Raw genomic sequence first — 25,625 nt, forward strand, 5'->3', positions numbered from 1 at the left:
CCACGCGCCTGAAAAACGGTCAGGCCGTCAACGGCTCGGCCGCGCGTTCGATAGCACCTGCAAGCGTCTCGACGCTGGGATACTCGAAGAGCAGGTTCAGCGACAGACGAGTGCCAAATTGCTTGCTCAGCCTCGACATGATCCGCATACCGGCCAACGAGTGCCCGCCGATGGAGAAGAAGTCTTCATTTCTACCCACGTCCGGTACGTTGAGGATGTGCGCCCACACCTCGGCAATGGATTTTTCCAGGGCCGTCGACGGTCGCTCGCTGGTAACCCTTGCACGGCCGTTTTGAGTCGCCAGTTCAAGCAAGGCACGCTTGTCGACCTTGCCGCTCGCATTGACCGGCAGTTGCTCGATCACATGCACTTCGGCAGGCACCATGTAGTCGGGCAGGCACTCTCTCAACGCCACACGAATCTGTTGCTCATCCAGTGCAACACTTCCGTCCAGACTGACGAAGGCGACCAGCTGTTTGTCCAGGTTCAATGTGCGCAGAATCAGTGAGCACGCTGTGACGCCCGGCAATTGACGTATCGCCTGCTCGACCTCACCCGGTTCTATGCGCAAGCCACGGATCTTTATCTGACTGTCACTGCGTCCAAGGAACTCGATGCCGCGGCTGGGGGTCCAGCGCGCCAGATCACCGGTGCGGAAGAGTGTTTTGCCGGGGAACCGCTCCAGCGTCACAAACCGCTCCCGGCTCAGTTCCGGACGCTTGAGGTAGGCACCGGTGATCCCTGTGCCGCCGATGAATAACTCTCCAGGAACACCGGGCTCGGCAAGCTGCCCGAAAATATCCACGATGTAGGCATCGGCCTGTGCAATCGGCCATCCGATCAGGGGCTTGTCAGTCACTTGTTCGACCTTGTCCATGCTGTAGGCCGTGGTAAAGACCGTGCCTTCAGTCGGGCCGTAACAGATGGTAAGCGTCCCGGTGGAGCGTGCCAGCAAACTGCGCATGCTTTGCGGCGAAACAACGTCACCGCCGGTCAGTACGTGCCTGACGCCAGCCATCGCCTGAGGATATTGATCGACCATCTCCTGGAACAAGGCGGACGTCAGCCAGAGCACACTGACCTGCTGATTTTCCAGTGTGTGTGCCAGGTCATCCAGTCCGCCGGCTTCGCCAGGCTGAACCACCAACTGCGCGCCGTTCAGCAAGGCGCCCCAGATTTCAAAAGTCGACGCATCGAACGCGAGGGGCGCGAAAAACAGGAAGCGGTCGTCACTCTTGATATCGATATAGTCCGTACCCTTGACCAGACTCACCACCGCGCGGTGGGTACTGGCCGTGGCCTTCGGAGTGCCCGTGGAACCCGATGTAAACATGTAGTAGCAGTGAGCATCCGCGCTGATGACAGGCTTGGCCAGGGGCGACACGCGTGGGTCGTCCTGCTCATTCAGCAACTGCCCTATCAACAGTGTTGAGGTTGCATCACGTAAAGCCGGAGCACTCTCATCGATCAGTGCCCACTTGACGTCCGCCTCCTCCAGAAGCCAATTACGACGCTCTGCAGGCAATGCACAGTCGATCGAGAGGTAGCACGCACCGGCCTTGAGCACGCCCAATAGCGCCGCAACCAGCAATTCGGAGCGCATCATGCAGATGCCCACGACGTCACCCGGCTGCACGCCCTTGCGAAGCAATGTATCGGCAACTTTGTCGGCGGATTCATTGAGCTGAGCGTACGTCAGCACTGCATCGCCGCACCTTACAGCGATGGCCTCGGGCTGTGTGGCCGCAAAGGCCTCGACGATGGCGTGCAGGGACGTTTCAGGATAGCTCGAGTCAAGCCCTTCACACTGTGTCTGAATGGCAGCCTGGTGCTGGGCCGATAGGCTTTGCGCCAGCGTTTGGTCCAGTGATTCGCTGGCTTTTTCCAGCAAATGGACGTAATGCCCGGCCATTGAAGTCGCTGTTTCCTGAGCGAACAGATCAGCGGCATAGGCGAGTGACAACGAGGCCTTTGTGCTGGAACGGTCCAGGACGAATTCGATGGGCGGGTGCAGACTGCCCGATTCACCTCCCTGCTCGGCACACGCGGAAACGCCGTCGCAGAATACCGACTGTATCAATGACTGCGGCGCTCTTCCCGACGCCGCAACACTGTCATCAAGCGCTTGTTCCAGACCTTGGGCAGAAGATGCGTGCCAGTGACGAGCCTGCTCGCAGTGCTGTTGTGCGCGCAGGAAGACATCGGCAAACGTGTCATGCGCAGCGAGCGTCAACTTGAGTGGCAACGGTGTGGCCAGACGCTGTCCATCGGCAGCAGTACCCAGACCGGCCACGACGGTTTGATGCCCGCCATAACGTGCCATGGTCACGGCATAGAGAGAAAAAAGCGCTGCTTCAGGTTCAATGTTGCGCTGCTCACACGCTTGAAACAGGCGCGCAAGGCTTTCATCCGAAAGAGGGATTTCATGACGCGCAAGCGGCCCGCTGACTGCGCGATTAAGCGCATGGTCAGGCAGAAGCCCCGAAGCTTCGAGGTCGAGTGATTGTTTCCAGAATTCCACACCGGGATTGACAGAAGAACTGCCTGACGGCGCGGCAAGAACAGCAGCCTTGCGTACATTGGCGAGACTTTCTGCAGGTTGCTCGAGCCAGGCGCCAGCCAGGTGAAGAAAATCGGCCATCAGCGCTCTGACATCTGCTTCTTTGGCGACAGCGGTGGAGTACTCAAGCATGAAGCGACCGCCAGCGGCCGGGTTCACTTCGTCATCGAAAACGCAAATGACGTTGAGGTCGAATTTCGCAGAACCGTTTGCCAGCCCTTCAACCACCTCGACATCAATGTCCGCGAAGTCCAGGGTACGGGACATGGAGTTATGAAAGCTGAAAGCAACCTGGATGTACGGCAATTGCTGAGTGACACGATCCGGACTCAGATCGGCAACCATTGTTGAAAACGGCACATGCGACTGCAGGCAAGCCGTGCGGATTTCTTCTTTCACGGCTGCCAGTAGAGGCGCCCAGGACGTATTCGCATCAATGTCGATGCGCAGCGGCAACATGTTGACCAGCATACCGATGGTGTTTTCGATGCCCGGCAAGTCACGGTTGGCGACGGCGGTGCCTATTAGCTGTTGCGTCTGACCCGAACGCGCCGCTACCACGCAGGCAAACAGCGAAAACATGGTCTCGAACAGGGTGGATTTATTTTCCGACCCATACGCCTGCAGTGCGCTGATCAACTTACCCGGCAGCGGCACCGACACCGAACTTCCGACAAAATCTAATGCGGCTTGCGCGTCCTTCTCTGCCGGAAACGGCGAATGCGTGTAGGCCGGCCAGGTTTCAAGACGTCCGTACCAGAAGTCTCGGCCTTGACGGCCTTCAGCAGAATCCAGCCAGTCGCGCTCCCATTGGCAGTAATCGATAAACTGGATCACCGGCTCAAGGGGCTCCTGATTCACGCGGCCCTTTTCTTCATTGTAAAAATGATTCAGCTCTTTGAGAAACAGCCGGAATGACCAGCCGTCATGAATGAGGTGGTGTTCGATATGCAGCAATACGTGGAATTGATCGCTGAATTTGAACAGTACCCAGCGAATCAGCGGAAGCTTCGCCACTTCGATCTTCTGGGCAATTTCAGCTTTCACAATAGAATTCATGTAGGTCTGCCGTACCGCTTCACTGCTGGCAGACAGGTCAACGATCGGAATATTCACGGACCAGGCGTCCTGGATAGTTTGCCGCGGTTCTCCGTCAACCTCATCAAAAACAGTGGACAGTGACTGATGGCGTTCAACCACCCTGCTCAGCGCACGTTCAAGCACTTTGATATCAAGGTTGCCGCGAATGTTCAGCATGGCCTGAAAGTTATAAGCAATACTCTCTGGTACTAACGTCTCAAGAAACCAGGCCTGTTCCTGAGACATGGAGAGTGGCCCTTCGGTACCGGTTATATGCTGTGCGCCGGCCCGCATAGCGAGATCTTGAGAGCGTGACGGTGCGGTATTATCTTTCTCAAAACTGTTCATGACGGCCTCAGATAACATATTGATCAGGTGACATCAACCTCGTAAAAAAACCGGTGTATCCGTTTTTGTTAGCGGTGATTGACTTCTTTAAAAAGACCACACGCCACTGCGAACTGTCTACCTGTAAAAAATATCAGCTTACGCTGCTCCCCGACCCTCTCTAGTCTATATAACGCCCTAATTACCAACGCATTGCAGAGCACAACCTGTCGAGGTAAACGATGCAGACCGTCCAAAGATTTCACTGTAAAAATGCACTAAAACTTGAACTGACGTGTCTTTATAAAAAGAATAACTGGCGATGGCTATTGGGTTGGTCGGGGGATGTTCTTGTCATTGTTTGCGCTGTCGCACTCACCCAATGGTCATTGTATGCTTACCCCCTCAGTGTGCTGATTATCGGTTCACGGCAACGCGCCCTAGCCTCTCTCGTTCATGAAGCAGCCCATTTAACCCTGACCCAAAGCCGCCGCCTCAGTTATGCCATTGGCCACTACCTGACCGGATTACCCATCTTTCAGGATTACGAGGCTTATCGACATTCGCATGTGCACATGCATCACCATCATCTCGGTGACGCCGACAAGGACCCGGACTATCGTTACTATATTGAATCCGGGCTGCAGGCGACCGAAGATCGATTCGACTTCATGTTCAACCACCTGCTTAGAACCGTGCTGTTTCTGAATATATTCAGCTACCTGCGCTACCTCGTCATTCATCGGTTGGGCGCACTGTTGAAATCCCCTCGCAAAGCCCTGACACTGATCGCGGTACACGCTGTTTTATTCTCGCTTTTCTATGCCACCACGGGCGTGTACGGTTACCTGATGTTCTGGCTCGTTCCTTATCTGACGGCCTTTCAGGTCATCGGCTGGCTGTCGGAAGTTTCTGAACATTTTGGATTATTCGGCAGGGAGCAGGAGGCCTTGCGGATCACCCGCAACCGTTTTCCCTCCTGGTGGGAGAGGCTGTTTATCGGCATGCACGGGGACAACCTGCACCTGACCCATCACCTGTTCGCAGGCATCCCCTACTGGAACCTGCACAAGGCACACTCCATTCTCCTGCAAGACCCTGACTATGCCGAAGCCAATCTGGCCAAGGGTGGCATCATCTCGGGTCGTCGCGATACGCAATCGGTCATGCGCCAGATACTGAGTATTTATCGCCTGCAAAACAGACGTCATTCGCCGTACGGCACCGCACCGCAGACACTGTGCGAACAGTCGGCACGCGAAGGTACGCAGACCACGAATGGCGATGACCGATAGCCATCGCGCGGGCATCCAGATGGGGTCAATGAGCATTCCGATCGGCCTAGCGCTGTGTCGGAATCGCACAAGAAGAACCCAGGCTCACTCAACGCGTTGACTGCCTTGGCGCCCGCCACTCAACCCAGTCGTCATGGGTTCCAAAAACCCCTTACAAAATCCCCATCTTGGTCAGTTGTATGCAGGCCTGGAGTTTGGTTCTGACACCCAACTTCGAGATGACATTGGAAATATGAAAATCTACCGTTCTTTTGGATATATTTAGAATGACGGCAATTTCATTACAGGTCTTGCCGATGGCTGTCCATATGTACACCTCCTTTTCACGGTCCGTAATAGTGAAGTTTTCGTCCGACTCATTGACGCCCATGACCAGGCCCGTCAACTTATGATGAAACTCACGAACCAGCGACTTCACCTCTGCCGCAAGACTGTACTCGCCTTGCGTACTTCCTGTTCCGGTTTCTTTATTTGCAAACCGCAGTAAACTGAATGCCTTCTCTTCGCCGAGGTAGAACGCCCTCATCCCGTCAGAGGTGGTACCGGCGTCGATCATTTCGCCGCGGTCATTTGATGATGCCGGCCTGTTCAGTAAACCGGTAAATAGTGGCTCAGAGCAGGCAACGTCCCAAATCGCATCCGCGACGTCCTGCCGCTCTGCGCAATGACTATTATTTTTCCCTGCCTCCGGACCGCTGACCAGAACAAAGCCATGTTGCTGTAACGCTGGCGCGTGATGATAAAAAAAATAGGTATACTGATGAACACCCCGCTCACTTGCACTCTGTTCGAACTCCCATTCCAGCTTTTGTCTGCCGGTGCTTTTTTCATGGCCAAACGTATCACCGCGCAATGAAAGTGCCATCATTCTACTCCATGAACTACTTGAAATGGCTAACTCTCACGTGAGAAGCCCATGCAAATTATGATAACTATGCACCACCCTTCACGCAACTTAAGTAACTCTCAGACTTTAAATACCGGCCTATTGCCCGCACACTGACACTCGCTTTGCGCGATCATAGTATTTCTTACGGCATCTTATTAAGCCGCAAACTAACAGCCCCGCCCGACAGAACAATAGCCTGATATTTCTGATAGGCGTCTCATAAAAACCTTAACTCTATCACCCTAAAAACTCTATTTTTCGCCCTTTTTTTCACCCCGTTGTCCCCCTTTTACAGGTCAAGACAACCTTGACCTGCCACAAGCCGTTCAACAAAGCAACCGCGCGCTGCGAAACGTTCAGCACAGAGCGAAGACACATCACCAAGAAGAGGATGGATAACCTCATGTGTGTCTCAATGCGAAAACAACGAGTTCCCCACCTTCCCCGCCATCTTCTCCGGCTTGATCAGAAACCGCGCCAGCGCGGGCAGCAGCCATAGCGCGCCAAACATGTTCCACAGCAGCATGAAGGTCAGCATCAGGCCCATGTCGGCCTGGAACTTGATCGCCGAGAAGATCCAGGTGCACACACCGATGGCCAGACACAGGCCGGTGAACAGCACGGCCTTGCCGGTGGATTTGAGGGTTTCGTAATAGGCTTCCTGCAACGGCAGACCGGCGCGCAGGAAGCTTTCCAGACGGCTGTAGATGTAGATGCCGTAATCGACGCCGATGCCCACGCCCAGCGCCACCACCGGCAAGGTCGCGACCTTGACGCCGATGCCCATGAAGGCCATCAGGGCGTTGCCCAGCACCGAGGTCAGCACCAGCGGCAGGACGATGCACAGCGTGGCGGCCCATGAGCGGAAGGTGATCATGCACATCGCGGCCACGCAGAGGTAGACCAGCACCAGAATCACCAGCTCGGACTGCTTGATCACTTCGTTGGTAGCGGCCTCGATACCGGCGTTGCCGGCGGCCAGCAGAAATTGCAGGTCCGGCGTGTTGTTCTGTTTAGCGAAGTGCTGCACTGCATGCACCGCACGGTCCAAAGTCTCGGCCTTATGGTCGTTGAGGAACACCAGCAGGGGCGCCAGCGAACAGGTGTTGTTGTACAGGCCGTCGGCGCGGGCGATGGAGTTGTTCAGCACATCTTTGTTACGCGACAGGCTCTCCCATTTCAGGTTGCCCTCGTTCATGCCCTTGATCATCTGTCTCGACACCGTCACCAGGGAAATGGCCGACTGCACGCCCTGGGTGTTTTCCATCTTCCAGGCCAGCTCGTTGATCGCTGACATTGTCGGATAAGCCGAGCAACCTTCTGGTGGCGTCTTGACCATCACCACCAGCACGTCCGAACTGGTGGAGTAATGATTGATAATGAATGCGTTGTCCTTGTTGTAGCGTGAATCGGGACGCAGTTCCGGCGCGCCCTGGTCCAGGTCGCCGATCTTGAGGTTCTGGCTGTACCAGAGGCCGCCACCGAAGGCCAGCAGCGCCAGCACGATGGAGACCGGCGCAACCTTTGGGCTGGCAAAGTTGGACAGCAAGCGCCAGAACGGATGCTCGGAGACCGCATCCTGCTTGCTGCGATTGATCGCCCGCTTGCTGATGCCCACGTAGGAAATCGCCACCGGCAGCAGGATCAGGTTGGTGAACACGATCACCGCCACACCAATGGAAGCGCCGATGGCCAGCTCGCGGATCACTCCGATGTCGATAATCAGCAGCGTAATAAAGCCGACCGCATCGGCCAGAATCGCGATCATGCCCGGCAGGAATAGCTGACGGAAGGTACGCTTCGCCGCCATCAATGCGTTTTCGGCCTCGCTGGATTGCAAGGCGATACCGTTGATTTTCTGCACGCCATGGGAAATGCCGATGGCAAAGATCAGGAACGGCACCAGCATCGAGTACGGGTCAATACCGAACCCCACGACGTGCATCAGCCCCAATTGCCAGATCACCGCAATCAGCGTGGTGCTCAGTACCGCCACCGTGCTACGGATACACCGTGTGAACCAGATCAGCAGCACCAGCGTGATCAGAAAGGCGATGCCGAAGAACATCACCACCATGAACAGACCGTCGATCAGATCACCGACCTTCTTGGCGAAACCGACGATATGAATCTTGATGTTGGGGTTCTGTGCTTCGTACTTATCGCGGATCTTCTCTTCAAGCTGGTGCGAGAACTGCTGATAGTCCAGCGCCAGCAACTTGCCCTGATCTGCCGGGTCGGGGTAGGACTCCTGCAACGGCACATCAATGATGCTGGATTTGAAATCGTTGGCCACCAACCGTCCGACCTGTCCGGACTTGAGTATGTTGTTGCGCAACAGATCCAGACTCTCCTCCGAACCGTTGTAACTCTGCGGAATCACTTCGCCTCCGGCAAAGCCCTCCTCCGTCACTTCGGTCCAGCGTACGCTCGGGCTCCACAGCGATTTCAGGCCAGACCGGTCGACGCCGGGAATATAGAACACCTCGTCGCTGATCTGACGCAGCGTCTCCATGTACTGTCTGGAGAAGATGTCGCCGTCCTTGGCCTCCACCGAGATACGAACGGTGTTACCCAGATTCGCCAGATCGTTGCGGTGTTCCATCATGTTCTGAATGAACGGATGAGACAGCGGGATCATCTTCTCGAAACTGGTGGAAGGCCGCACCTGCGTGGCCTGCCAGAACAGAAAGAGGCTGGCCAGCAGGCAGAGGATGATGACTGCCGGGCGATGGTTGAAAATCAGGCGTTCAAGGAAGGTTGCCTTTTCATCCGAATCTTGCGCGTGCTGGTGCGTGCTCATGCCTGAATATCCCCGCCCTGAAAGGTCTTATTGTTGGGTCGTATCGGCGCCCGTCGGCGAGGTGAGGCGAACGCCGCCCTGCCCGACCAGAATCAGATTGCCCTGAGGGTTGCCGGTGACCCCGGCCAACGAGATGCGATCAGGTCGATTGAAGACCGCGAATGTTTCCCCGTCATCGGTGCTGCGCATGACACTGCCGCCATTGCCGACCAGCACCAGCGAGTCATCGGCCAGCAGCGTGGCGCTGGCCAGACCGAACTCGAGCGGCCCGCGCGCGCCCTTAAGTTCGATGGGCTGCCAGCTGTCACCAAAATCGCTGGAGCGAAACAAATTGCCGCGCAGACCATAGGCCAGCAGCGTGGACGGCTGAGCCGTGCCGATCACGCCGAATAACGAGCCTTGATACGGGCCGGCGATTTTCTCCCAGGTCTGTCCCTCGTCGCGGGAGCGAAACATGCTGCCCGCTTCGCCGACAATGAACAGGCCGGCGTCTTTGACTTGAGTGATGCCGTTCAGGTGGTATTGGTCCTCGTTGTCCAACCGGTCGCTGACGTCTTCCCAGTGCAGCCCGCCATCGGCCGTGCTCAGCAGCAGGCCGTAGGCACCGATGGCCAAGCCGTTGTCGAGGTCCTTGAACCAGACATCCAGCAGCGGAGCCTCGCGCTTCAAGTCCTCGAACTGCTTGTTCCAGCTCTTGCCGCCATCGCTGCTGGCCAGTACCTGCGCGTCGTGACCGACCGCCCAACCGTGCTGTTCATCCACAAAAAACACAGCCGTCAACAACTGCCGGGTAGGCACGCGGGCCTGACTCCAGGTGTTGCCCTGATCATCGGAAAGCAGAATATGCCCATGGTCACCCACCACGACCAGCCGCGCACCCGCATGGGCGACGTCCAGTAATAACGTGCGAGAGGCTTTGGCCGACTCGATGGCATAAACAGACGTGTCGGCAGCGGTGGCCATGGGTACCGCCTCGGAGCCAGCCATGGCTGGCAGCGCAAACAGGGATGACGCAACGACAGCCAGGGACATGCCCGCGCATAACCAGGTGCGACGATGGAAAGACTCACGCATGGACTTTTCCGCTCTTATTATTATCAGGTGGCTGTTATCGGGTGCGGGTGCCGGACAACTCATATCGATGCCAACGCCCGCAGCGCTATGGCGCTACCTGTCTGGAAGCTCGGCCATCCTAGGCAGCTTTGCAAATGCCTGACAATCGACATGTCGTTATCTTTTGTTAAGCGCGCGGGATGTGATTGATGAAACATAACGACGGTTGATCGGGCGGATTGACCAGGCGCCGGTCAGCGAATGCTCCTGCGCCGCAAGGCCGCTGGTTTGAAGGCGTTCACGCTGGGTACCGGCTGAGAGAAGTCACTGGTGCCAGGCTCCTGATTGTCGAGGTTCTGTACGTGATAACGCCGCGCCTGCAGGTCATGGAAAACGTCCAGAGCGGACCAGGTCGTCGGCAGTTCGTAATAGTTTTTCAGGTACGCCATAGAAACGCGCCACAACTGCCCTCGGGCATCGTACTGATCGACGATTGCGGCCTGCCAACTGTCCTCGTCCAGGTACAGCGTGCGTCTTGAATAGACATGACGCGCGGTCGGTTTGAGTGTGCCCTCCACCACCCACACACGATGTAACTCATGGCGCGTGTAGGCCGGGTTGAGATGACCCACCTGCAATAATTGCCGATAGGTAATGTCGGGGCTGGAAATCCGGTAGTTGTTGTAGGGAATATAAATCTCGCGTTTGCCCACTAAGGTCCAGTCGTACCGATCCGGCGAGCCATTGAACATGTCGGTATCGTCGGCCGTGCGCAAGCCTTCAGAGGCCGGAATAGGCATATCGTAAGCCAGACTCGGCGCGCGGCGTACCCGACGTTGCCGCACACTGTAGGCCCACGCCTGCCGCGGCTCCTGAATCTGGTCCAGTGTTTCATGGACCAGCACGGCAGAACCGGCCATGCGCGTCGGGCACTGGATAAACGACAGGTAATAGAACAGCACATTATCCAGACTGGCAAAGCTGCCCGCAGGATCGTAGAAGCGAAACAGCACTTCCTGACGCGAAGTGTTCAGTTTGAAACTGCCGTCGCGCTTTATAGCGACTTCCGAAGTGCGCCGCACCGCATAATGGCCGCGATACCGGACAATGTGATTCCACACGGCCTGAATGCCCTTTTCCGGAAGGGGAAATGGAATGCCACCGTAGGCGTCGACAAAACCATTGCCGCCGCCGATCAATCGGGCTTTCTGCGCATTGCGGCGGGTGTTGTCGTACACCCATTGCGGTGCCGATCCGGAACGTCGCGTGGGGTATACCGGCATCCGGTAGCTGTCGGGGTAGGTTTCGAACATCGCCACCTGCCCTGGCGTCAGGCGCGTGCGGTAGTGCTGCATATTGGCGTGAGTGATGGTGAACAGGGGCTTGTCAGCCGCATACGGGTCGACATGCCGAGTGCCCGACCCCTTGTATCCGGACGGCGGTCGGGTGATTCCGCCCGTCCAGGGCGGAATGGTCCCCGTGGCATTACCTGCCATCTCGCCTCCCAGCGGGGTCAAACGACTCCCGAGTAACGTGGTATCGACTGCCTGGCAGGTGTTGATCGTGAACAGCAGCGCCAGCGCGCTGCCCAGCCGTTGTTTCATGAGCATGTGGGCTCTCCTTGCATGGCCACGTCGGGACGCATGTATGGCGTCCAGGCCGGGATTGGTTCCGTGTAAACGGCAGGTTATGAGGGCGAGACGGTTATTGACGCTCGGCCAATAACCGTATGTTGAACAGGCGAACTGAATTGCCCACGTATTCTTACCGCGAACAGGTTATCTATCGGGTATACGTCTGTAGGAAACTTCACAGAACAAGAAGAATGGACAACACGCTGTTAAACACCAACAAAACAGGCACCCGTAATAGCCCACAGTAATGCAACGCGAATGCCAATACGCGATAAAGAACAGATCACTACTTATATAAGGTACAGATCTGAACTATCGCGCACCCGCGTTATGACCAGAATTAAAAACAACGACAGCGTCTGTTTGATTGTCAGACACCGCACTCACAAGGCAACTCATTACGGCGACTTATTGGCGGGTATATGAACAGAGGGTAACAACAAGAGTGTTACGTGCTCGAAGCCAGTAACACCGGGTGACGACAGGCAAGGCTCAGTCGATGACAACGTGTGGCAGAAAGCGACTGGTGTCCTTGGTGATCAGGCTGTCGTCTTCACGAATACCGATCCCTGACGCAAGATCGCCGATGACCCAGGAGCCGATCAGCGTGTAGCTGTCGCCGAATCGCGGAAGCGGCGAGTAGGCCTGCAGAATGTAGGGCGCATCAGTGTACGGCCCATCGACCGAGATGACCTGATCGCCGGGCGTGCGCATTTCAATGTTGGCGCCCTCACGGGAAAAGTACGGTTTGCGTACCCAGCCTTTGGGGACCGCTTTGTTCGGGTCCTGGTCGACGTGCGCAGGCAGCAGGTTCGGATGGCCTTCGTTGAACTGCCACAACAACGGCAGAATCCCCTTATTGCTGAGAATCGCCTTCCACGCGGGTTCGACGAACTGGGTGCCAGCGGCTGACACGTGCTGGCCGAACTCCTCGTGAAAGATGTGCTCCCACGCATGCAGCTTGAACAAGCGCTCGATCCAGCGCCCGTCCAGATCGACAAAACGCCCGTCAGCGCCGAGCCCGATGTCTTCGATATCGATATGCCTCGCATCAATGCCGACGTGTGCTGCCATACGCCGCAGGAAATCGGTGGTGCCCCGGTCTTCGATGGAACCGGACATCGCCGAAAAGTAGAAGGGAGTCGTGCCGGGAAACTCGGCAAAGGCCCGAACCAGGTCCTCGGCAATCGAGTTGAACTGGGTGGCATGCGCAGGCAACACGCCGCGTGCCATCTGCTCTTCCAGCCAGAGCAGCTGCACCGCCCCCGCTTCCATCAGACTGGTCGGCGTATCGGCATTGATTTCGTACATCTTTGCCGGGCCCGTACCGTCGTAGGCAAAATCGAAGCGCCCGTACAGATGCGGATGTCCCTCCTTCCACGAGGTCTGGATCAGGTCGAAGAACGCTTCCGGAATCGCCAGTTGATGGAGCAGCGCTTCGCTGTCCACCACTCGCGCCACGGCGTCCATGCACATCTGGTGAAGCTCCTGGGTGGGCGCTTCAAGATCGCGGGTAATCTGCTGTTCGCTGAACAGGTAATACCCGCGCTCGTCCCAGTAACGCTCGCCGTCGATGGTGTGAAAGTTGAACCCTTCACGTTCGGCGGTGGTGCGCCAGTCCGGACGTTCCTCGATGCTGATCTTTTTCATGCCGCGAACCGTCAGCCTCCGAAACTGCCGCTGCCACTGCTGCTCTTGCCGCCCCAGCCACTGCGTGCCGAAGCCTGGCTGCCGAAGCCGCCGCGCGAGATAGTCGATGACACCGAGGACGAGCCGGAACCCGAGCTGCCCAGGTTGCGCCCCAGGGTGCTCCTGCCGTAGCTGCGATCCGGGCTGGATTGCGCCTGAGTCGAGCGCCCGAAGGTCTTGCCGCGATCGATCTGGCTGGGCAGAGAGGAGCTGTAATAGCCGCCACGGTCATCGCGCGTCTGATAGATGGGCTGCGAGTAATAGCGGTTATTGCCGAAACCGTTGCTGAGCAGATTGCCGATCAGCAAGCCGGCCATCAGCCCGGTGGTGCCACTCATGCCTGCCGAAGCAGACTGGTTGACTTCCTGATTGGCCCGGTCCAGCGCCTCTTTCGGCACTTGCCCGGAAAAGCCCAGTTCGAAGCCGCCGAGCTTGGGCATGTACTTGCCGTCAGAGGTGACCTGGCAATAATCCGGTACGAAGTCCGCGTCGCAGGAGGCCTTGTCGTCATAGGTCGGCGCAATGCGGCGATGATCGGACAGCGCCTGCATGTAGGCATCCGAACAGATATTCACCGGCACCTTGGCATCGGCGCATTCCTGCACCGAACTGAAGTTGGCCTTGGCGTTGACGGTGTCCTTTTGCTCGGACGGACCGCACCCGGCAAGGGCCAGCGGCAGCGCACCGGCGAGTACCAGTTTTACTGAACTACGTCTCATCGTGAGTCTCCTTGTTCAAGGCTGCCGTCAGACCGACGGGGTCATGCAGGCGGCGTTGAGAAGACCGACGCTGATCGCGACGCTGGCCGAATAGATGGCTGCCGCCATTTCGCCCTTGGCGATACGCGTCGACAGGCCTTTGAGCACCAGGCTGGTAACGCCGAACGCCAGCAGTTGCACAACGGCGGCAATCACTGCCCAGACGACCACATCCAGGATGCTGATGCTGTAGCTGATGATGTTACTGGCCGGCAGCGCGAAACCGATCAGCGAACCACCCAAGGCCAGCGCAGCGGCACTGTTGTTCTCGCGAATCAGCGCAAATTCCTTGTGTGGCGTGATCCGGCTGTAGATGAACTGGAACAGCGCGAACAGAATCGCCGCCACCAGGATGTACAGGACGAAGCCGAACACAGCAGTGGCATTGAGCGACATACGTAGCGCGTCGATCATGAGGATTTCCTTGTCAAAGAACGTTGATATCAGTGGATTGCAGCGTGATGCCGACTGCCGTGGTGAGCGTGATGCTGCCCTCCTCGTCTTCCTCTACGGAAAACAGCAGAAACTCACGGCGGTTAATCAGTCCCGTCTCGCGGGCGTACAGCATGCTCAGGTGCTTGACGCGATAAGTCGCGTCAGGACTGACGATGTCTTCATCGAGTGGCGTCAGTTCGGTCTGGCCGGGTGAAGTCCCCCATTGCCGCTCGAAGACCTCGCCATCGTGCTCGTAGGTCGGCAGGCCGATCTTCGACGACGGGCCGGTCAGGCGCAGCAATTCATCCTTGCTGGTGATCGGCTCGGCACTGTAGTAGCCGAACAGGATGATGTCCTGCACGTCTTCCGGATTGGGGCCGTCGCTGACCACTTGCAGAAAGTAGTCCTCGTTATCGAGGTAGAAACGATGCAGCGCCATGGACTGGCCGAGATCGATATGCCCTACGGACCAGACCTTTTCATCGCCCGGGACGACCACTTCCGAGTGACCATCGAGCAACAGCTTCAGTGAACTGTCCAGGCACAGCATGCGTCCGGACGCCAGCCCCAGCGGACTCACCGTGCTGACCGGTTGTGTGCTGTCACGGCCTGATGCCTTGGGGGCTTCCAGGCCCATAGCCCGTTTGAACCAACTCATAATCCATTTCCTTGCAGTCGACAGGTGACGATATATAACGCTCTTCAAGCGCAACAGGCGCACTGCCTGCGCGCGTGAGACTGACTCACTTCTGCGCCAGCAATGCCCTGGAATGCATCAGCCAGGCCACACAAACGCCCGCAAATGCACCAGCGATATGTGACTCGAACGACACGCCGGCCACCGGAACGAAGCCGAACACCAGCCCGCTGTAAGCGGCCAGTACCAGCAGCGCAATCAGCACGCTGGCGATACTGCGCTGATACCACGCCCGCGCCAGCAGATAAGCCCACAAACCAAAAATCAGACCGCTTGCGCCGACGTGGACATTGCTGCGACCGAAGCTCCAGACCAGCAGCCCGCCTAGCAGGCAGACCAGCCCGGCGACCCATGCATAACGCCTGACACCCTCGGTCGCCACCAGCCAGCTCAGCACAATGAACGGCAACAGATTGCTGAGCAAGTGCTGAATCGACCCGTGCAGGAAGGGGGCAAACACAATGCCGCGCAACCCGATGAGGCTGCGCGGCATGATACCGAAATGGACCAGACTATTGCCGGTGATCGAGTTGATTGCCTGTACCGCAATCAACACGGCCGACAGGACGAGGATGACCTTTAGTCGTCGGGAAAACGCCATGCACCACCCTCGCCTGCCTTATTGCAGCGCTTACTGAGCCGGCGTCTGACTTTTGGCTTTCAGGCGCGCCAATACATCCTGCGCACCGCCGCTTTTGGCACCGATTCCGGCATCCTGCAGACGACGCTCCAGATCGCTGCCGCTGGACTGGCTGGCTATTTCTTCAGCTGCTTCAAGCTTGGCGTCCTGTTCATCCTGGCGCTGCTTGAGGCGTGCCAGCGAGCCGACTGCGGTTTCCACGGCGCCGCTGGCACCACCGGTTGCAGTGGCCGTAGCAACACGGGCCTTTTGCACGGTTTCACGGGCCTTGGCCATCTCGACCTGTTGCTTGAGGCTCTTGATTCGCGACTCGGCCTTGATCACCTGATCCTGCAACAGGTTGACCTGCTTGCTGAACTGATCGGCCAGTTCCTGCTCCTGATCACGCAGTGCTTCGATTTCGGCGATCTTGTTCGCGCATTCTACGGCCAGCTCTTCTTCGCCCTTGTTCAGGGCCTGCATGGCGCGACCTTCCCAGTTGGCAATGCTGGTGGCGTGCTCTTCAAGACGCTGTGCCGAGAGTTTGTGCTTGGCCTTGATAGTGATCAGTCCGTCGCGGGCCTTGACCAGCGCGTTCTCGGCGTCACGGATTTCCTGGTCCAGAATGCGGATGGCATTGGCGTCGGCAATCGACTCGCCCACTTCGGAAGCGCCGCCACGAACAGCGGTCACCAGTTTTTTCCAGATACTTGTAGTCATGAATGTTCTCCGCCTGACAGCGCTGTTCAGTAGATGAAATGATCTTCAAAAGCATCGGCCGCACGGATCACGTTGTCCGCGAGGGTGAGGATTTCCTGCACCACGACCGTGAGCGACGATGCCGCGCTCAATGCGCCGAACAGGCAGTAGACTTCCTGACCGCCGCCCAGCTTTTCGATGCCGACCGACGACAGCGGAAACAGGTCGCGGCTGCGCAGCACAACGTCGTTGAATGCTTGTACGTTCTTGACCTTGTTCACTTCGATCAACGTCGCATCGGCGAGAATCTGCTCGCCTTCCACGGCGATGTAGATCGGCAGGTCGCCGTAGTCGGCCATGGTCAGCCTGATCCCCGAGGCATCGCCCTCGGTCACGTCGAGCTCGATCTTGCCGTTCGTCACCAGTTCCAGTTCGCTGAGTGCCTTCTGCAGGGAGCTGATGGTCCAGTGGGTATTCTCGGTCATGAAGTCCTCCAGTTTTATTCTGTCGCCCAAAAAGGGCTGTCTTAAGGCTTTTTCGATACCCCGCAGGGCATCGACATTTTCGGGCCGGATCCAGAATTCGCGCTTCACCAGCCCCGCCTCCTTGAGCCGCAGGCGCATTTCACGCATGTAATCGGTGGAACTCTTGGAAACCTTGGCCGGGACCGCTGCGTTATCGCCCTGGGTTTTACGAGGCATTGGCGCTTCCCTCTGTTGCTGGCCTTGGATCAGGTGAGCAACGTAGCAGATGCATTCAAGGATAGATACACATCACATGTGAGATTTTTGCGGGAGAGGATATCGTCATCTTGCTTCTGTCCGAAGGGCGTAGGAGCGAACTTGTTCGCGAAGACGGTAGCTCAGACAATGCATTTTCGGAGAACACCTGCTCTTTCGCGAACAAGTTCGCTCCTACGGCCTACGGCCAGAATCAAAAGCGGATTTGTGTATAACGATTAGCACTCCGCGTGGCAGCGCATTTCGTGACGCAGAGCGTCACCCAATGCATGCCAACGCGGAGCATTGGCACGATAGTCAGAACCCGCACGGCGACGGGACATCCGCATAAAAAAAGGCGCTGTCCGCAGCAGCGGACAGCGCCTTTCTCACAAGTGCCTGTCAGGCACTGGACAACCCTCATTCCGCCAGGCTTTTGCTCACCACTTCATACACGTCCGCAGACAGTTTGCCGGAGGCGAGGATGCGTTCCAGCTCGGCTTTCATCAACGCCTGACGGGCGCTGTCATATTTGCGCCAGCGGGTCAGTGGTGCCAATTGACGAGAAGCGATCTGCGGATTCAGCGCGTTCAGCTCGATGACCAGGTCCGCCAGGAAGCGATAGCCGGAGCCATCGGCCGCGTGGAAGTTGACCAGGTTCTGCCCGGCGAAGGCACCGATCAAGGCACGCACCTTGTTCGGGTTCCTGATGCTGAAGGCCGGGTGTTTCATCAATTCCTGCACACGCTGCAGGCCGCCCGGCAGAGTGCTCGCGGCCTGGACGCTGAACCACTGATCCATGACCAGTGCATTGCTCTTGAAGTTCTCGGCAAACACGGCGAGCGCCTTGTCACGCTCGGCAGTGAACGGCGAATTCACCAGCACGGCCAGCGCAGCAAGGCGCTCGGTCATGTTGTCGCTGGTGTCGAACTGGTCGATAGTGGCCGCCAGTACCTCCGGCTTGCCGCTGAGCATCAGGTACGACAGCGCGATGTTCTGCAGCGCGCGACGGGCAAAGTGAGCGGCTTCGGCAACATAAGGCGTGACCTTCGACACTTCACGGTTGGCCTGATAGCGCGCCAGCAGCCCATCGAACAACCCCTCTGCCAACTGCTGACGGGCAAAATCGCGAGCGGCGTGAATGGCATCGACATCGGCCACTTCGCTGATTTCGGCCAGATAAGCTTCGCCCGGCAACGAAAGCATTTCCGCGACCATCGCCTGATCAAGACCGTCGTCCGCCAGCACGCTGCCCAGTGCAGTGATCAGACGCTGGTCCATGACCAATGGCTGACCTTGCTGATGCTGGCCGATCAGTTCCTGCAATACCTGAACCGACAACTGCTGACCGGCATCCCAGCGATTGAAACCATCGCTGTCGTGCTGCATCAGGAACATCAACTGGTCGCGGTCATACGGGAAGCTCAGCTTGACCGGCGCAGAGAAACCGCGCAGCAGCGAAGGCAGCGGCTTTTCGGCGACATCGACGAAGGTGAAGGTCTGCTCGGCGTCGATAACCGACAATACCCGCGTGGTGCCGGTCGCCGCCGTTTCGTTCCCCAGACGCAGGGCAATCTCGCTACCCTTGCTATCCAGCAGCCCCAGTTCGACGGGGATCACGAAGGGTTGCTTCTGGTCGCCAGGCTGGCCCGGTGTGGTCGGGCAGCTCTGGCGGAAGGTCAGACTGTAGGTCTTGGCCGCAGCGTCGTACGACTCGCTGACCGCCAGACGCGGCGTGCCCGCTTGACTGTACCAGCGCTTGAACTGGGTCAGATCGACGCCATTGGCGTCTTCCATGGCCTTGATGAAGTCGTCGCAGGTCACGGCCTGGCCGTCGTGGCGCTCGAAATACAGATCGCTGCCCTTGCGGAAGCCTTCAGCGCCCAGCAGGGTGTGAAGCATGCCGACCACTTCCGAGCCTTTTTCGTACACGGTCAGGGTGTAGAAGTTGGAGATTTCGATGAAGCTGTCCGGGCGCACGGCGTGCGCCATCGGGCCTGCGTCTTCGGCGAACTGGTGGGTACGCAGGTAGGCAACGTCCTGAATACGCTTGACCGTGGCCGAGTTCATGTCGGCCGAGAAACCGGCGTCGCGGTACACCGTGAAGCCTTCCTTGAGCGACAGCTGGAACCAGTCACGGCAGGTCACGCGGTTGCCCGACCAGTTATGGAAGTATTCGTGGGCGACGATCGCTTCGACACGCTGGTGTGCCGCGTCGGTCGCCGTCTCGGCACGCGCCAGCACGGCACTGGAGTTGAAGATATTGAGGCCCTTGTTTTCCATCGCGCCCATGTTGAAGTCGTTGACCGCGACAATCATGAAGATGTCCAGGTCGTACTCGCGACCGTAGGTCTCTTCGTCCCAGCGCATGGACTTTTTCAGACTGGTCATGGCGTGCTGGCACTTGTCGACGTTTTCCGGTTCGACGTAGATACGCAGGGTCACGTTCCGCTCATTCATGGTGGTGAACGTGTCTTCGATACACCACAGATCACCGGCCACCAGTGCAAACAGGTAAGCCGGCTTCATGAACGGGTCTTCCCAGGTCGCCCAGTGCCGGCCACCCTCTTCTTCGCCGCTAGCCACCGGGTTGCCGTTGGACAGCAGGATCGGGAAACCCTGCTTGTCAGCGCTGACGGTGGTGGTGAACTTGCTCATCACGTCAGGACGGTCAAGGTAATAGGTGATCTTGCGGAAGCCTTCGGCCTCGCACTGTGTGCAGAACATGCCACTGGATTTGTACAGCCCTTCCAGCGCGGTGTTGGATTCCGGATGGATGCGCACGGTGCTGTCGACCGTAAAGGTGTCAGCCTTTGGGTGCAGGGTCAGGTGGTCGTCGGTCAGTTGATAATCCGCAGCGCTCAGCTCGACATCGCTCAGCTTGACAGAGACCAGTTCCAGATTCTGGCCGTCGAGCACCAGCGCTGGCAGGCCTGCGCCACGCTCAGGGTTGCGGCGCATGACCAGCTGCGCGTGGACCAGCGAGTGGTCGTCGAACAGTTCGAATGTCAGGTTCGTCTCATCAATGAGGTACTCGGGAGCCTGGTAATCCTTCAGGTAGATCATTTTCGGTTGTTCGGTGCGCATGCTGGAATCCTTCTACTGATGCACGGCCAGCTGATAGGCCGTGTACTTGCGGATATTGATCACGCCCGTGTCGAAAATCAGGTATTGGCCCTTGATCCCCAGCAGCGTGCCTTCGGCAATCGGGTTCTTGTCCAGATTGAAGCTGACAATCTTGGTCGGATACGCCTCGACCGGGTAACGAAACTCGACAGGCTCGGCGTCATGTAGCAATTGGATGGCCTGCAGCCCGAATCGTTCTTGCAATCCCTGCAGCCCTGCGCCGCAACTGTCGAACAGCGCCTGGCGAATGGCCTTGAGGTCGACAGGCTGAGCGTCACCCTTGAGCAAGGCACGCCAGTTGGTACGATCGGCCACCTGGCTGCGCAGCAGGTCTTCGACGAAGCCGGACTGCTGACGGGTTGCCACGCGCAGGATCGGCAGGGCCTGGCTTGCGCCCTGGTCAAGCCAGCGGGTCGGCAATTGCGTTGAGCGGGTAATACCGACCTTCACGCCTGAGGAATTGGCCAGGTAAACGATGTGATCGGTCATGCAGAACTGCTCGCCCCACGCCGGATCACGGCAGGTACCCTGATCGTGATGGCATTTCTCCGGGCTCATGATGCACAGGTCGCACTGCGCCAGCTTGAGCATGCACGGGTAGCAGTAACCCTGGCTGTAGCTGGACTTGGTCTTGCGCCCGCAATGACTGCAATGAATGGCGCCGAGAAACTCCAGACGCAGCGTCTTGCCGATCAGCGGGTTGACCGCGATCTCGGTCTCACCGAGGCGAAAAGCGTATTGCACACACGACGTGTCATCCTGACGCGCCGACATTTTGTTGACTGCTCCGCGACCAATTTCGATCAATGAATAGCATCCGATTTGAACAGGATATTGGGCACTGGGGCCGATTTAGAGGCGCATTCCTGCGGCCCCATGTAGCCAGTACGCTGGTCTTCCGGCAGGTTCTGCACTTCCCAGGCGATCAGCGCCTGCAGCGACAGCTCACGCTGCTCCTGAGTGAGCTTGCGACCGTCGGACCATTTGCCGATTTCCACAGCCAGTTTCAGGCTCTCGTAGATATCCGGGGTGATGTTTTCGATCATTTCTATAAAAGACGACATGGCGCACTCCAGAAAATAGCGGGTAATTCTAGGCCTTGCGGCGCGCAATCGCACCACCCAGCAGCCCGGTGACACAACCGATGATCAGCCCGCCGACATGCGCACCGTTGGCGATTTCGCCGAAACCGAGCATGCTCACCAGCCCGGACAGGCACAGCGCCAGCCAGACCAGCATCATGATCAACACGCCGCGCGGCAGGCGATAGACCGGGTTGGGCGCCAGCATCTGGAAAATCCAGCAATGCCCGAGCAAGCCATACAACACGCCGGACAGTCCGCCAAACAGGCTTGGGCCGCTGAACAGGTATTGCACGTAATTTGAAACCGACGAAAACAGCAAGGTCAGCAACAGCAGCGACAGGCTACCCTGACGAATTTCAATCCGCCGCCCCAGCTCCCAGAACCACATGCCGTTCATGGCCAGGTGCAGGATGCCGAAGTGGATCAGCATGGGCGAAATGATCCGCCACCACTGTCCGGACGCGAGGCTTTCGGACAACGGCAGAAACGTTGCGTACTCGCCATTGATGCGGAAATCCTGAAAGGTCAGCCAGCGGACGGCTTCGAGGTTATCGCCCAGCAGCGTCAGGCCGGCGACCAGCAAGGTGACCAGCAACACCAGCGCCGTCACCGGACTGCTGCGTAACTGCTCGATCAGGCCGGGCGGCTTGTAGGTGGCGCTTCCGGTGTCTTGCGTCAGTTGCACGTGCTCGTCACCTTCGGGGAAGCGCGTGTACAACTCGCGTACTTCTTCGACCAGTCGCGGCGCGTCCGGCACCCACAGGACTTGCTCGCCAGCCTCTTCACTGACCCGGTGAGGGATCTGCAAGCGCAGCAACAGCCTGACAAAACCGCTCAGGTCGGTGGTCAGCGGCAAACGCAGGACAGCTACAGGACTCATTCTCAAACCTCGGGACGCTGCACGTCGACCCAGACGAATTTGTCCGGATCGATTTGTGTTTCCTGGTCCAGCCGATAGGCGACCAGTTTGCCGTAGAGCACGGCGCTGTAATCCAGACAGGCCAGGTTAGGCCGGATAGGCGCAGGGATGCCGCTGCGCCAGTAATGACCGACAAACAGCAGCGGCTCATTGATGCCATACCGCAGCAACGCGTTCTTTTCCGACGTGGACAATGGCGTCTTGGCGACCCCTTCGGGCAAGGCGTCCGGCTGAAAGACCACGTCGCCATAGGTCTGCGGATCATCCTCCCAGAACTTGGTGCGGAAGAATTCGCGGGTCAGTCCATCACCGCCAGTCAGGGTCAGGCCATGCGGCAGGCGCATGTCGGTGCCACGCAGCAGACGGTTGAAGACATTACTGGCGAAGCTGCCGGGCACTGCCGACGCCTGGACGAAATGCTGGTCGATACACCCAGTGCCATGCAGGCCACGCAGCGGATCGATCAGCGTCGCATCCCAGCAGGCATGCACGACCCTGAAGCGACCGGCATCGAGGTACAGCGGTAGCTCGTAGAACCAGTTGACGAACTCGCTCCACTCATCCGGATACGGCTCGAACTGTGCCAGGGTTTCGCCGATCAGCCGCGCGTGACGCGGGGTGTGCTCGCGCACGAACTGGTGACCGCTTTCGGACAGGGCCGGTGTCACCCAGCCCAGCGCGTTGAACTCATGGTTGCCCATGATGCACAACGCCTGACCAGCCTGAACCATGTCGCGCACGATGTGCAGCGATTCGCGAATACGCGGGCCGCGGTCGATGATGTCGCCGAGGAAAATAACGATACGCTCGGGATGACGCCACACGCCAGCCTGCAGACGGTAACCGAGAAGCTCCAGCAAGTGCTCGAGGGTATGGGCACACCCGTGCACGTCACCGATCAGATCATAGCCACGCGCCGGATCGAGCATTAATCGCCCCCGCCGCCGAGCTTGCTGCCCCAGCCGAGCTTGGTGCGGCAGACCTCGTAATAGTTGTGATCCAACGGATGGATCAGACGCAGTTTCTGCGGTTTCTTGCTGACCGTAATGGTGTCACCTGGCGCACAGGTGAAGTGATTCTGACCGTCGCACGACACTTGCGGGTAAATGGTCATGTCCTTGGACACCACGATTTTCAGCTCGCTGTTGCCGTCGACCACGATCGGCCGCCCGGACAGGGTATGCGGGTACATCGGCACGATGACGATGGCGTCGAGCTTGGGGTGCATGATCGGCCCGCCTGCCGACAACGCGTAGGCTGTCGATCCGGTCGGGGTGGCGACGATCAGGCCGTCAGCCTTCTGACTGCACACGAACTGACCGTCGATGTAGATCTCGAATTCGATCATGCGCGTGGACTTGCCGGGGTGCAGCACCACGTCGTTGAGCGCATCGCCCTGACCGATGGCCTCGCCATGGCGACGCACTTCGGCCTGGAGCAGGAAACGGTTTTCGACCAGGTAATGCCCGTCGAGCACTTCGGCACATTTGACCTCCAGCTCGTCGGGACGGATGTCGGTCAGAAAGCCCAGGCTGCCACGGTTGATGCCCAGCACCGGAACGTTATGCCGGGCCAGTGCCCGCGCCGCGCCCAGCAGGCTGCCGTCGCCGCCGACCACAATGACCATGTCGCAGACCTCGCCGAGCATCTTGCGCGATGAGGTCTGCAGGCCATGACCGGGCAGGACCTCGGCGATCGTCTCTTCGAGAATGACGTGCAGGTGGCGGTCCAGCAGGAATCTCTTGAGTCGGCGAACGGTCTCGAGCACCTGAACACTGCCCAGGCGACCGATGATGCCGATATTGCGAAATTGCTCCATGAGGCTCCTGCTGCGGGTTCGAGACGACTTTAAAACGTGATTATGGGCGAAAGGGCCTGATCGCAGCAAACCGGGGTTTAAAAAGGGTTTCGCGGACCTTGCAACAAGGTACGGGCAGCGCGATAAAGTCCGATGCCCGCCTACCGTGTCAGGACGCGGGTTTTATCGCATTCCACACTGATGCCGCCCGCCTGATGGCCGCCTATCTGCGCACCTCGCCAGAATGCCCGGTCCTTGCCGCCCCGCTTGGCCTGATACAGATTGATATCGGCGGTCTTGAGCACTTCCGAGCTGTCCGCTGCCGCAGGGATGTCGGCCAGCCCGGCACTGCAGGTCAACGGGCTGACAGCGAGGGATTTTCTGATGCACTCCAACAGGTTCAGCACATAATCCCGAGCGTCATCTTCACTGCACATTGGCAGGATCACGCCGAACTCCTCTCCGCCCATGCGTCCGAAGGCGAGACTGCCTACGGTCTTTTGCAGGCAGCCTGCCATAACACGAAGTGCCTGATCACCGGCGTCGTGACCGAATTGATCATTGATCGTTTTGAAGTCATCAATGTCGAGCATCAGAAAATAACCGGCCGAGTTATTCAGCACATGATTGTCCAGTGCCTGCATCAATGCCCGGCGATTCAATATAGCGGTCAGGTCATCGGTCAGCGACAGTTCGCGAAACTGATGTTCCAGACTCAATACCGTACGAAGTGTGCGCGTGTAAGTATGATTCATCACACTGCCCAGACTGACCGACGTGATAAAGAACAGCGTCATGAACACAGCCGCGACACTGTCGGTATCGACCCCCTGAGCGGGAGAGAGAATACACCAGGCGAGTATCGCCACCACCAGATAATCCCGGGTATACACCACTAACAATGTCGAACACAGGATAATCATCACGGCGACCGAGAGTGACCAGTTGATGTCCGTGCCGGTGCGCAAATGCCCAGCCCTTGAAAAGCACAGTGCCACAATGATCACGAATGCCATGCCCACGCAGCGCCAGACTCTGAAGTCGACTGCGCGATATTGCCAGGCGCACGCCCCCAGCAGGCCAAGGGTCAGCAGTATTTCCGGCAGACCGAATTGCAGATACGGCGTGACCGAAAGAACAACCAGCCAACAAACGATGGCAATACATTGCACGCGCGCAATGGCGGGTGAGAGCAGTTGTTTTATACGGGTCTGCATGTCACCGTTCATAGAAAACTCCAGGCATCCGACTTGCCGAGTCAAATATCCGCCGCCTGAAGACCACCTATAATTAAGCAGCCCAAGCGTCGACCGACTGATTGAATGACGTTCACCACAAGGTGACCACAATTGAGACAGACCGGCCAATGAACATAATTGAGCAGTGCCTGAATTGTTTGACGCAAACAATATACTGGATATGAATGACCGTTTGCACAAA

Annotated in this window: 20 protein-coding genes; 1 reads left to right on the forward strand and 19 read right to left on the reverse strand. The window is 57.9% G+C overall.

Features of this window, described 5'->3' with window-relative positions:
• Positions 1-19 precede the first annotated feature (19 nt).
• Entirely contained in the window at positions 20-3,886 is a 3,867-nt protein-coding gene (locus JOE34_RS23160; protein WP_024664717.1) for a non-ribosomal peptide synthetase, read from the reverse strand.
• Between the two features lie 323 nt (positions 3,887-4,209).
• On the opposite strand from JOE34_RS23160, the gene gntB reads away from it, so the two are divergent.
• On the forward strand, positions 4,210-5,262 hold the full coding sequence (gene gntB / locus JOE34_RS23165; protein WP_004418555.1) for a guanitoxin biosynthesis L-arginine gamma (S) hydroxylase: 1,053 nt from the start codon (positions 4,210-4,212) through the stop codon (positions 5,260-5,262).
• A gap of 151 nt (positions 5,263-5,413) precedes the next feature.
• Here the strand turns inward: gntB and JOE34_RS23170 are convergent, their stop codons facing one another.
• The 18 genes from JOE34_RS23170 to JOE34_RS23255 all read right to left on the reverse strand — a co-directional run bounded on the left by JOE34_RS23170 (position 5,414) and on the right by JOE34_RS23255 (position 25,414).
• The gene (locus JOE34_RS23170; protein ID WP_003318609.1) at positions 5,414-6,127 is read right to left on the reverse strand and encodes a LuxR C-terminal-related transcriptional regulator; all 714 of its coding nucleotides are present in this window, start codon (positions 6,125-6,127) and stop codon (positions 5,414-5,416) included.
• A 436-nt stretch (positions 6,128-6,563) separates the two neighbouring features.
• The gene (locus tag JOE34_RS23175; RefSeq protein ID WP_209996706.1) at positions 6,564-8,954 is read right to left on the reverse strand and encodes an RND family transporter; all 2,391 of its coding nucleotides are present in this window, start codon (positions 8,952-8,954) and stop codon (positions 6,564-6,566) included.
• A gap of 27 nt (positions 8,955-8,981) precedes the next feature.
• Complete coding sequence (locus JOE34_RS23180; RefSeq protein WP_209996707.1) at positions 8,982-10,028, reverse strand: YCF48-related protein; 1,047 nt, start codon at positions 10,026-10,028, stop codon at positions 8,982-8,984.
• A 233-nt stretch (positions 10,029-10,261) separates the two neighbouring features.
• Entirely contained in the window at positions 10,262-11,617 is a 1,356-nt protein-coding gene (locus JOE34_RS23185; protein WP_044311708.1) for a DUF1329 domain-containing protein, read from the reverse strand.
• 516 nt (positions 11,618-12,133) lie between these two features.
• Complete coding sequence (locus JOE34_RS23190; RefSeq protein ID WP_004418558.1) at positions 12,134-13,291, reverse strand: glutathionylspermidine synthase family protein; 1,158 nt, start codon at positions 13,289-13,291, stop codon at positions 12,134-12,136.
• 11 nt (positions 13,292-13,302) lie between these two features.
• Positions 13,303-14,049 carry a DUF1190 domain-containing protein gene (locus JOE34_RS23195; RefSeq protein WP_003390775.1) on the reverse strand — a complete coding sequence of 249 codons (747 nt, stop codon included), beginning with the start codon at positions 14,047-14,049 and terminating at the stop codon, positions 13,303-13,305.
• Between the two features lie 27 nt (positions 14,050-14,076).
• Complete coding sequence (locus JOE34_RS23200) at positions 14,077-14,502, reverse strand: DUF350 domain-containing protein (RefSeq protein ID WP_003415711.1); 426 nt, start codon at positions 14,500-14,502, stop codon at positions 14,077-14,079.
• A gap of 13 nt (positions 14,503-14,515) precedes the next feature.
• On the reverse strand, positions 14,516-15,181 hold the full coding sequence (locus JOE34_RS23205) for a DUF2491 family protein (protein WP_003390781.1): 666 nt from the start codon (positions 15,179-15,181) through the stop codon (positions 14,516-14,518).
• Between the two features lie 85 nt (positions 15,182-15,266).
• Positions 15,267-15,821 (reverse strand): rhomboid family intramembrane serine protease, encoded by a 555-nt coding sequence (locus JOE34_RS23210; protein ID WP_003390783.1) that lies wholly within the window; start codon positions 15,819-15,821, stop codon positions 15,267-15,269.
• Between the two features lie 30 nt (positions 15,822-15,851).
• A complete protein-coding gene (locus JOE34_RS23215) occupies positions 15,852-16,559 on the reverse strand; it encodes a PspA/IM30 family protein (RefSeq protein WP_003390786.1) in 708 nt (235 codons plus the stop codon).
• A gap of 26 nt (positions 16,560-16,585) precedes the next feature.
• Positions 16,586-17,239, reverse strand: a complete 654-nt coding sequence (locus JOE34_RS23220; protein ID WP_046266144.1) for a YjfI family protein — start codon at positions 17,237-17,239, stop codon at positions 16,586-16,588.
• 438 nt (positions 17,240-17,677) lie between these two features.
• The gene (pepN, locus tag JOE34_RS23225; RefSeq protein ID WP_046266145.1) at positions 17,678-20,344 is read right to left on the reverse strand and encodes an aminopeptidase N; all 2,667 of its coding nucleotides are present in this window, start codon (positions 20,342-20,344) and stop codon (positions 17,678-17,680) included.
• A 12-nt stretch (positions 20,345-20,356) separates the two neighbouring features.
• Complete coding sequence (locus tag JOE34_RS23230) at positions 20,357-21,190, reverse strand: DUF2797 domain-containing protein (protein ID WP_024647953.1); 834 nt, start codon at positions 21,188-21,190, stop codon at positions 20,357-20,359.
• On the reverse strand, positions 21,187-21,447 hold the full coding sequence (locus JOE34_RS23235) for a DUF1315 family protein (RefSeq protein ID WP_002554502.1): 261 nt from the start codon (positions 21,445-21,447) through the stop codon (positions 21,187-21,189). Before JOE34_RS23235 ends, JOE34_RS23230 begins: the two co-directional genes overlap by 4 nt.
• 28 nt (positions 21,448-21,475) lie before the next feature.
• Positions 21,476-22,348: a rhomboid family intramembrane serine protease gene (locus tag JOE34_RS23240; protein ID WP_016567582.1), complete on the reverse strand. Its 873-nt coding sequence runs from the start codon at positions 22,346-22,348 to the stop codon at positions 21,476-21,478.
• Between the two features lie 2 nt (positions 22,349-22,350).
• On the reverse strand, positions 22,351-23,316 hold the full coding sequence (locus JOE34_RS23245; RefSeq protein WP_003423161.1) for a metallophosphoesterase: 966 nt from the start codon (positions 23,314-23,316) through the stop codon (positions 22,351-22,353).
• Positions 23,316-24,206 carry an NAD(+) kinase gene (locus tag JOE34_RS23250; protein WP_003409651.1) on the reverse strand — a complete coding sequence of 297 codons (891 nt, stop codon included), beginning with the start codon at positions 24,204-24,206 and terminating at the stop codon, positions 23,316-23,318. The genes JOE34_RS23245 and JOE34_RS23250 overlap by 1 nt, the downstream gene beginning before the upstream one ends.
• A gap of 140 nt (positions 24,207-24,346) precedes the next feature.
• Positions 24,347-25,414, reverse strand: coding sequence for a diguanylate cyclase (locus JOE34_RS23255; protein ID WP_003390801.1), 1,068 nt, complete (start codon positions 25,412-25,414; stop codon positions 24,347-24,349).
• Between the last annotated feature and the right edge of the window lie 211 nt (positions 25,415-25,625).

Source organism: Pseudomonas sp. PvP028, from assembly GCF_017832255.1.
GTDB lineage: Bacteria > Pseudomonadota > Gammaproteobacteria > Pseudomonadales > Pseudomonadaceae > Aquipseudomonas > Aquipseudomonas syringae.